The sequence below is a fragment of the Streptomyces sp. NPDC059564 genome, assembly GCF_042735575.1.
Taxonomy (GTDB): Bacteria; Actinomycetota; Actinomycetes; order Streptomycetales; family Streptomycetaceae; genus Streptomyces.
The window spans coordinates 1-9,967 of record NZ_JBHWBP010000281.1 but is presented as its reverse complement, the minus strand read 5'-3'; the positions used below and the strand labels follow the sequence as shown (position 1 = coordinate 9,967).

Annotated in this window: 6 protein-coding genes; 1 reads left to right on the top strand and 5 read right to left on the bottom strand. The window is 69.2% G+C overall.

What is annotated here, in order from left to right:
• The 5 genes from ACFV0Q_RS31680 to ACFV0Q_RS31660 form a co-directional block, all read right to left on the bottom strand.
• The coding region (locus tag ACFV0Q_RS31680) for a hypothetical protein (protein WP_385009980.1) at positions 1-192 on the bottom strand (192 nt) is incomplete at its 3' end.
• A complete protein-coding gene (locus ACFV0Q_RS31675; protein ID WP_385009978.1) occupies positions 179-1,591 on the bottom strand; it encodes a class I adenylate-forming enzyme family protein in 1,413 nt (470 codons plus the stop codon). The genes ACFV0Q_RS31675 and ACFV0Q_RS31680, both read right to left, overlap by 14 nt.
• Before the next feature lie 6 nt (positions 1,592-1,597).
• A complete protein-coding gene (locus ACFV0Q_RS31670) occupies positions 1,598-1,846 on the bottom strand; it encodes an acyl carrier protein (protein WP_385009976.1) in 249 nt (82 codons plus the stop codon).
• Positions 1,847-1,924: 78 nt separating this feature from the next.
• Positions 1,925-3,253 carry a condensation domain-containing protein gene (locus ACFV0Q_RS31665; protein ID WP_385009974.1) on the bottom strand — a complete coding sequence of 443 codons (1,329 nt, stop codon included), beginning with the start codon at positions 3,251-3,253 and terminating at the stop codon, positions 1,925-1,927.
• Positions 3,241-5,436, bottom strand: coding sequence for a peptidase domain-containing ABC transporter (locus tag ACFV0Q_RS31660; protein WP_385009972.1), 2,196 nt, complete (start codon positions 5,434-5,436; stop codon positions 3,241-3,243). The genes ACFV0Q_RS31665 and ACFV0Q_RS31660 overlap by 13 nt, the downstream gene beginning before the upstream one ends.
• Positions 5,437-6,458: 1,022 nt before the next feature.
• On the opposite strand from ACFV0Q_RS31660, the gene ACFV0Q_RS31655 reads away from it, so the two are divergent.
• Entirely contained in the window at positions 6,459-9,491 is a 3,033-nt protein-coding gene (locus tag ACFV0Q_RS31655) for a glycine--tRNA ligase (RefSeq protein WP_385009982.1), read from the top strand.
• Positions 9,492-9,967: the final 476 nt, after the last annotated feature.

Below are 9,967 nucleotides of genomic sequence, written 5' to 3'. Positions count from 1 at the left end.
GTCCAGGCCCCGCAGCGCGCGGGCGACGGTGTCCACCAGCCGGTCCAGTTCCCCGAAGGTCGTACGGCCCCGGATCTCGCCTTCGTCCCAGTTGGTCAGGGCGATGGCGTCCGGACGGTGCCGGGCGTGGTGCCGGAGCCATCCGGTGGCTGTGGCGGAGTCGTGGGCTGGTCCTCCGCTACCGGGGACCATGGGGAGCGCTCCGGGCCAGGACGCCGAGATCGGCCCGCTTCAGCTTGCCGCTGGGCGTACGGGGCAGGGAGCCCGAAACCGCGAGCACGACGCGCGGGGAGGGCAGGTCCAGTTGTTCCGCGGTGGCCTCGATGGCGGGCACCGGGTCCTGGAAGCCGGCACCGTGACCGTGTTCCACGAAGCACACCGGAACGTCGCCGGCGCCGTCGAGGGCGGCGGCGTCGGTGACTCCGGGCAGCAACCGGATGTCGTGCTCGAGCCGCGCCATCCGGATCTCCCGCGGGCTCTCGGCCCGGCCGAGGACGAACAGGTATCCCTCGTCGTCGAGATGGCCCACGTCCCCGGTCTTCAGCACGCCGGTGTCGGACGGAGCCCGGTCGGCCGCCCGCAGCAGGATGTCTATGTCCCCGGTCTCGCCCGCGGGCACGGGCCGGCCCTCTCGCGAGATCTCGACCCGGATCCCCGGCAGGGGCCGTCCGACCGATCCGGGCCTGGCCAGCCACTCCGCCGTCGTGATCTCGGTGATGACACCGTGGGACGTGCCGTAGTACTCGTGCAGGACCGGCCCGAACAGGTCGATGGCCGCGCGCTTGACCCCGGGTGGGCAGGCTGCTCCGCCGTGGAAGACGACCTGGAAGGGGTGGCGCGGTGCCGCACCGGCCTCGACGAGGTCGGTCAGGCGGTCGGGGCTGAGCATGACGCTGTCCGCACGGTGACGGTCCGCCAGCTCCGTGAAGGCGTCGCAGGACCAGGTTCGCTGGACGACGACCGTGCTGCCCGCCTGCAGCGCGTACAGGGCGGGGCCGAGAGTGCCCAAGTGGTAGGTGGGGTTGGCCATCAGATGCGGGCCCCGGCCGGCTCCGGCGCCGTAGCGTTCGACGACCGCGACCCCGCGGTACGGCCTGCGTGGACGTGTCCGCGCCACGGCCTGCGGCAGTCCGGTGGTGCCGGAGGTGGCGAACACGAGGCGGCCCGCGGCCGGCGGCGTCGCAGGCGTGCCGGGGCCGTCCGCCCGGGCCGTCAGCTGCGTGCCCGTCACGACCGGGCAGGGCAGGGCGGGGCCGTCGGCCCAGGGCTGCGCACTGATGTGCGCGGCGGTGGACACCGAGGCGAGCAGGGACGGTCCCATGGGAATCCCGAGCAGCTCACGGTCGATGGGAAAGAGTCCGAAGCCGTGTCGCAGCGCGGCCAGGGCCAGTGCGAAGAAGGCCGGTCCGGTGGGGATGTCGGTCGACACGACCGCGCCGTCCGGGATCCCGTGGGCGCGCAGCCCCCGGGCCAGGGCGTCCGCGCGACCGGTGAGATCGCCGTAGGTGCTCTGCTCGCCGTCGGCGATCACGGCGACGCGGTCGGGGTGGGTCCGCGCGGTGGCCCAGGGGTCCCAGAGATAGGGCTTCATGATTCCTCAGTGCTTGGCTGTCGGCGAGGCGGGAGAGGGCTGCGCGAGCGCGGCGGCGAGTGCCGCGAAGTCGGGGAGGCTGACGACCAGTTCGACATCGACCTCGACACCCAGGCTCTCCTCCAGACGGAGGCTCAGTTCGACCGCGGTGATGGAGTCGCCGCCGAGGGCGAAGAAATCGCCCTCGGGCACGGCCGGCCTGCCGAACACCTCGCTCACGGCGGTCAGTACCTCGTCAATCGGCGTGTCGGACATGGCGCCTTCTCTGCTGGGGGGTGTGGGACGGAATCGGGTACGGCGGGGAGGCGGACGGCCCTCACGGCTCTTGCCCGGTCATCCGGCGGGGGCGGTGGCCGCCAGACCGGCGAGCATGTCCTCCAGGACCGACCGTGCCAGCGGGCGGTCGGCTCGGTGCCCGTCGTAGAGGAGGTCGATGCACAGGCGGTCGCGGAACTCGGTGCACCGGAGGTGAAGTGCGAAGGTGTCACGAAAGGTGATCCGGTGCAGCGGGTAGGCGTCAGCCGTGATCCGCAGACCGCCGATGTCGTCCGCGACCGTGGAGTTCCCTTCGAACCGGCGCAGGTTGACGTAGATGTCGCGGCTGACGCGTGCGCCGCCGGTCTCCTCCGCCTCCCGGGTCAGCGCGGTGAGGTCCTCGGCGTCGAGCCTCTGGTGCCGGAGCCCGTTGAGCAGTTGATCACGCACCTGTGTCCGCACGGAGAAGGCGCCGTCGCCGGCGTCGCGCAGGGTCAGTGGGCAGGAGCCGGCGAACATGCCCACCACGTCCATGTCCCGGGACGCACGCGAGTCCATCGAGGTCCACAGTCCCACTTCGGACATGCCGGTTCGAGCGGCCAGTGCGGTGACGAACAGCCCGACCGCCGACTGCAGGACGGTGGAGCGGAACTCGGCGCACAGACCACGCAGCACCGTGACCGTCGCGGCCGGCAGTTCCGCGCTCACCATGCCTCCTTCCGCAGGGTCGGCCCCGGCGGGGCCGGTACGGGGCCAGGAGACGCGGGTCATGAAGGCCAGGCGTTCTCGCCAGTTCGCCTGCGCCTGCTCGCGTAGCCGCTCGCTCGTCCGCTCCCGCTGCCGGACCGCCGCGTCGGCGAACGAGGGGGCCGTGTCCGGCGGGGACCCGCCGTCGCGCAGGGTCTGGTAGTCGCGCCAGACCTCATGCCCGAAGAGGTGATGGGCCCGGCCGTCGAAGACGAGGTTCTGGAAGGTGGCCAGCAGCGCGTGGTGGTTCTCGTCGTAGCGCAGCAGCCTGATGACGAACGGCCGTTGTGTGCCGTACGACCACGGGGTGACGCAGTCGCGGGACAGCAGGGCCGAAGCGTAGTGGGAGAACTGTGCGGGCGAGGCGGCCTTCACCTTCACCCGTCGGACGACTTCCTCCTCGGCCTCAATGCCCCGGGTCCACTGCAGGGGGTGCGGGCCCGGCACCGGATCCATCTGGAGCTGCAGGGCGTCGTGCCGGACCACGAAGGCGCGTACGGCCGCAGCGAGGGCGTCCGTGTCGAGGCCGCCCAGGATCTCGAACGCGAGCTGAGTGTTCTTGTGGGACCAGCCACTGGAGAGGGTCTTGGTGTGGAACCACTCCTGCTCGTAGGTCAGGGGGAACGGGGTACCGGCCCGTGGGGCAGTCAGGCCAGGCACAGGTACTCCGTTCCGCTCTCCTTGAGGACGGCGGGGGAACCCGCCTCGACGATGCGCCCGTCACGCATGACGACGACCTGGTCCGCCTCGTCCATCACGGTCAGGCGGTGGGCTATGACGACGACGGTGATTCCCGCGTCCAGCAGCCCCCGCATGATGGATTCCTCGAGAGCCGGGTCGAGGGCGCTGGTCGCCTCGTCCAGGATGACCAGTTCGGGCTTCTTCGCCAGCGCCCGGGCCAGCACGATCCGCTGGCGTTGTCCGCCCGACAGACCGTGGCCGCCGGGGGCGACGAGGGTGTTGTACCCCATGGGCATGGCTTCGATCTCCTCGTGGATGTGCGCCAGCCCGACCGCCGTGATCAGATCCGACGTGCCGATGTCGTCGCCGCCGAAGAGGATGTTGTCCCGGATGGTGCCGCCGAAGAGGTGCGCGTTCTGGTTGACGTAGCCGATGCGCCGCCGGTAAGTGGGCCGGTCGAGTTCGGCCAGGTCGGTGCCGTCGACGGTCAGGGTCCCGCCGGTGGGTGTGTACAGTCCGGCCAGCAGCATGCCGAGGGTGGACTTCCCGGAGCCCGAACGGCCGATGATGGCCATGAACTGCCCTGGTTCGAGTTCGAAACTGACGCCGTCGAGGGTGGGCCGCGGAGCTCCCGGATAGCGGAAGCCGACCGCTTCGGCCTTGATCCGGCCAGGCCTGGCCACGCCGGTCTCGGCGAAGGCGCCCCGCGGTTCGGGGGCCGCTCGCAGGACGTCGTCGAGTTTGGCTACGGTGGGCCGGACCGCGGCCAGCTGGGAGCCGGCGTCGAAGAGGCCTTCCAGCGGGATGAACAGGGCAATCGTCAGTGTCATGAAGCCCATGGCCTCGCCGAGCGAGTAGCGGTGGCTCAGGACCAGCCAGATCCCGGCGACCAGCACGATCAGGGGCGCGGCGAACTGCAGCGTGCGGCTGAGGGACGCGAACAGGGCGAGGTTGCGGCGGGAGCTCAGACGCTTGTTGACCTCATGGACCAAGGTGTGCGACCAGCGCTCCACCGCCCGGCCGTCCATGCCGGCGGCCTTGAGCGTGGTGATGCTCTCCAGCATCTCCACCAGTTCCTCCTGGGCCTTGGTCTGGCGTTCGAGGACTTCTTGGCTCAGTCCGGTCTGCCGGCGCCAGGTCAGCACGAGGATGGCGGTGTGCACGACGACCAGCACGGTGACGAGAAGCGACAGGAGCGGGTTCGCGACGGCAATGGCGATCAGATAGACGACGATGAGCAGGCTGTCGAAGACGGCCGAGACCGCGGTGAGGCTCAGGACCTGGACGAGCACGTTGCTGGTGCGGACCCGTAGCGCGAGATCACCGGAGTTGCGCACGGTGAAGAAGTCGTAGGGCAGGTCCGCCATGTGCCCGACGATGCCCAGGGTGAGCCGTTTCTCGATGACGGCCTGGCGCTTGGTGACCAGAAACGATCGCACCACGGACAAGGAGAAGTAGAGGACGACCAGACCGGCCAGGATGGCGCAGGCCGTCCACGCTCCGCCGGTCGACCGGTTGCCGAGGACGCGTTCGACCAGGAATCCGGCGGTGAGCGGCAGGGCGAGTTCGAAGGCCATGAGTCCGGCGGAGGAGGCGAGGATCAGCGCCAGTTCCCGGCCGTGCGGCAGAAACTGCCGCAAGCGGTGCCAGGGGCCGAGGAGTTCACTGCCGCGTCGGCGCCGGCCGGAGTCGGCTTCGAGCGGCTGTTCGAACTCCAGGGCCACGCCCGTGAAGGACTCGGCGACCGTTGCCATGGTGAGCCTACGGCGTCCATGGACAGGGTCGATGACATCCACATGATCTTTGCCGGCTCCCTCCAGGACGACGAAGTGGTTGAAGTTCCAGAACAGGATCGAACCGGGGGACAGCCGGGCCAGGGCTTCCGTGCCGGCGCGTACGCCGCGGCCCTTGACGCCGTATTCGCGGGCGATCTCCAGGAGGGTGCGGGCCGATGCGCCATTGCGTCCGGAACCCGCACGCGCGCGGATCTCGTCGAGGGACACGTCCACGCCGTGGTGGCGCAGCACGGTCACGAGAGCGGCGGGACCGCAGTCGCTGACCTGGGTTTGGAAGCAGACCTGCAGCCGCGCTCCGCGTGTGCGTCGCCTGAACCGCTCGCGGACCGCCGTCATCCGCTCGGCTGCTCCCGTGGGCCGGGTCACGGCAGGAGCGTGACCGAAGACCGGTCCAAGGCCATCGCCCCTGCGATGGTGTTCGAGCGCCTCGGCGTTGAAACGCGAATCGCCAGGCATGAGTCCCCTCCCGTTGTGAGTCACTGGCCTGTCCGCCCGCGACAAGACGTCCGGACGTGAGCCGTCGGCCCGTCCGCCGAAGAAGCGCAGGCCCCTTCGGCAGACGGACCGCGGACTTCAGATCGTCAGATGACGCAGGTGGGGGAAATCCCGAACTGGCCGCCGACGATGTCGTCCAGCTCCTCTTCCGACAGGTCGGAAATGTCGATGTCGTCGAAGTTTTCCATGACTTCTCTCTTTCGCAGGGGCTTCTTCGCATCCGTGGATCGGATTCTGTAACCAGAGAACGGTGTCGAGCCACACCAAGAAATCACCGAAAATCGATGCCCGGATGAAATCAACTACAGGCACCGAACCACCTGACGAGAGGAAGCACAGGGGATGAAATACATTCACTTCATGTCCGGATGACCGAACGCCTGAACCATAGAGAGCATCACCCGATCGGTCAAGCCTCGATTCACCGCCCGCATTATGCTCAATCCACGCCGCCTAAGAATTCCCGCCCACCGACACCGCGAACTGAATAGAATGGGCAAGAAGGGAAGATTTTCGCATAAACGCCCGCACTCATGGTCGCATGAAAATCGACCGGCAGAACGGCGGCCCGGAAAGACTAGTGGATTCCCTAGATTTTCGAGTTCCCGCCCCGTTCGGCCGCCGGGCACGCGCACCTCCGGCCGCGGGACGCGGCCGAGGACGACGGGGCCGTGGCGACGGCCGCCGACAGGTCTCGGCCACTCGGGGAAACGCCGGCCGGCCTGCTCGGACAGTCACAATTGGCCGGGCCGTGGCGCCTGTTGGCTCCCCGGCGATGCCGAGCGGAAACGCCCTGATGGGTAGACTCACCCAGGCCATGGTCTCCTGAGCCTCAGCCGGGAGATGCTCTGAGTATGTGCCGTACCCGTGGAGGAATGATCTCGGTGTTGACGATGCAAGAAGCACTGCTGGTGCTGAACAAGTACTGGACCGGGCACGGGTGTTTGGTCGTTCAGCCCATGAACACCGAGGTGGGTGCGGGCACGCTCAACCCCGCTACGTTCCTGCGGGTCCAGGGACCGGAGCCGTGGCGTGTCGCATACGTGGAACCGAGCGTCCGGCCCGACGACTCACGTTACGGCGAGAACCCGAATCGGCTGCAGACCCACACGCAGTACCAGGTCATCCTCAAGCCTGAGCCCGGAAACGCGCAGGAGCTTTTCCTGGGCAGTCTGCAGGCCCTGGGCATCGACACGGCCGCACATGACATTCGCTTCGTCGAGGACAACTGGGCGTCCCCGGCCCTGGGCGCCTGGGGGCTCGGCTGGGAAGTATGGCTCGATGGTCTGGAGATCACCCAGTTCACATACTTCCAGCAGGCAGGCGGCATCACCCTCGACCCGGTGTCCGTCGAGATCACCTACGGCCTGGAACGCATCCTGATGGCGCTTCAGGGCGTCAATCACTTCAAGGACCTCAAGTACGCGCCGGGTGTCACCTACGGCGAGGCGTTCGGCCAGGCCGAGTACGAGATGAGCCGCTACTACCTCGACGAGGCCGACCTGGAGACCCAGCGGAGCCTTTTCGAGGCCTACGCGGGCGAGGCACGCCGCACGCTCGACGCGCGTCTTCCCGTCCCCGCGTACTCCTTCGTCCTCAAGTGCTCGCACGCGTTCAACGTGCTCGACGCGCGGGGCGCCATCTCCACCACGGAGCGGGCACGTTCCTTCGCCCGGATGCGCGGGTTGGCCCACGAGGTCGCCGAGTTGTGGGTCGCGCGGCGCGAGGAACTCGGTTTCCCCCTGGGCCGCGTGTCGAGCAGCGACTCCGCCCCGGCCGACACCGCAGTGAGCGAGGCTCCGGACCGGGAGGCGGCCGCGGAACCCGTCGGGCCCGAGCAGGGCACGGTGAACCCGCCGGCCGAACCGGGGGCGGCCACCCTCGTGGTCGAGATCGGCGTGGAGGAAATGCCGCCGGCCGAGGTCACCCGGACCTCGCAGGCGGTGCGCACCGCGTTGACGGAGAAACTGGGCGCGACCCGGCTGGGACACGGTGAGATCAGGGTCGACGCCAGCCCCCGACGCGTGGTGGCCACCGTCCTCGGCGTGGAAACCCGCGAGGCCGACTACGAACAGACCGTGCGCGGGCCCCGGGTCTCGGCGGCGTTCGACGCGGACGGAAACCCCACCAAGGCGGCCATCGGCTTCGCGAGGAGCAACGGCGCCGAACCGGCGGACCTCGGTCGCGTCACTGTCGGGGCCAACGAGCATGTCGCCCTCACCCGGCAGGTCGTCGGGCGCTCGGCCGAGGATGTCCTCTCCGCTCTCCTCTCGGAGGTCGTGACCGGCCTTCGCTCGGAGAAGAACATGCGGTGGAACGCTCCGCGGCTCTCCTTCACCCGTCCGATCCGCTGGATCATGGCTCTGCTGGGAGAGCGGGTCGTCCCTTTCACGGTGTCCAGCCTGACGTCGGGACGTACGACGCAGGTTCACCGTGACGCCGTGCCTCCCACGGCGGAGGTGCCGACGGCAGACGGGTACCTGCCCTTTCTGAAGGGGCACGGAATCCTCGCGGACGCCGCGGAGCGGCGGTGCCTCGTGGTGGACGGCGCGGCGCGACTCGCCGAGGCCGTGGGCGGACGCATCCAGACGGAGCAGTACGGCGCGCTGATCGACGAGATCACCAACCTGGTGGAGTCCCCCACCCCGATCCTCGGGAACTTCGACCCGAAGTACCTCACGCTGCCCGCGGACATCCTCGTCACCGTCATGCGCAAGCACCAGCGCTACCTTCCCGTGGTGGATGCCGACGGCAGCATGCTGCCCCACTTCGTCGCGGTGGCCAACGGAACGTGCGACCACGACATCGTCCGCCACGGCAACGAGGCGGTGCTGCGGGCCCGGTACGAGGACGCCTCCTTCTTCTGGAAGGCGGATCTGGAGACCCCGCTGAGCGAGATGAGGGAGAAGACGCACCTCCTCACGTTCGAGGAGCGTCTCGGCTCCATGGCGGACCGCGCCGACCGCATCTCGGCCATCGCCCTCCGGCTGGCGAAGGTCATCGGCCTGACCGGCACGGACCACGAAGTCCTGGAACGGGCCGCGGCCCTGACCAAGTTCGACCTCGGCTCCCAGATGGTCACCGAACTGTCCAGCCTCGCGGGCATCATGGCGCGCGAATACGCCGTGCGCGCGGGCGAGAGCCAGGCGGTGGCACAGGCCCTCTACGAGAACGAACTGCCGCGTTTCGCCGGCGACACGTTGCCCGAAACCCTGCCGGGGGCCCTGCTGGCCCTGGCGGACCGGCTCGATCTGCTGGTCGGGCTCTTCGCGATCGGGGCCGAACCCACGGGCAGCTCGGACCCGTTCGGGCTGCGCCGCTCCGCGCTGGGCGTGGTCAACATCCTCCTCAGCAGGAGCGACCTGGCCGCGATCAGGCTCGGCCAGGCGCTGGCCATCGCGGCGGAGCATCAGGCCGTCACGGTCGAGCAGAAGCATCTGGAGGACGCGGCCCAGTTCGTGCTGCGCCGCTTCGAGCAGCAGCTGATCGAGCTGGGGCACTCCACCACCGACGTCCGCGCGGTGCTGGTGCGCGGCGACTCGCCGCGGCTGGCCACGCGGACGCTGGAGGAGCTGGAAGGCCTGCAGGGTGACGACCGGTTCGCCACCGTTCTTGCGGCGTTCCAGCGGGTACGGCGCATCGTGCCGGCCGGGCTGGAGGCGGTGTACGACCCGGAGCAGCTCCATGAGCCCGCCGAGCAGGCTCTGCACGCTGCCCTGGTCAAGTGCCGGCATGTCCTCGACGAGGAGACCTCGCTCGTCCACCTCAACGCGCAGACGGGCGAGCTGGTCGACGCGGTGAACATCTTCTTCGACGACGTCCTGGTGATGTCCGAGGACCCCGCAGTCCGGGCCAACAGGCTGGGCCTGCTCGCCGGAGTGCGCGACCTCGCGGAGGGCATCGTCGACTGGGAGTCACTGGCCTGAGAGATCCGGCCGGTCACGCGACCGGAGCGGGGTCCAGGGCACTTCGGCCGGCACGACGAGCACGTCGTGCCGGCCGTTCGCATGTCCGCCCCGGAGCGGTCTCCCCTGCCCCCGCAATCCCGGCGGCTCACGTTGCATACGCATTTTCGAGGGCGAACCGGCGTGACTGATAGGATGATCGTTCGCCGACCGCCATCGGCTGGCCACCAGCGCACAGGTGATCGATCCACGCGTGAACCGCTCCCCACGGTGGGTTGGTGACCATGACGAAGGCGTTCGGAGTGGTCGAGCAAGGAGGGCCCTGGCGAGGTGACCGAAGAACTGCTCTTCGCCGTTCTCGGGGCGGTCCGTGCATACCGCGGCGACGCGGAACTGCGCCTCGGTCCACCCCAGCTCCGGGCCATGCTGGCGGTCCTGCTCCTGCGACCGGGGCACACCGCGTCGAAGACACAGCTGGTGGACGCGTTATGGGGTCC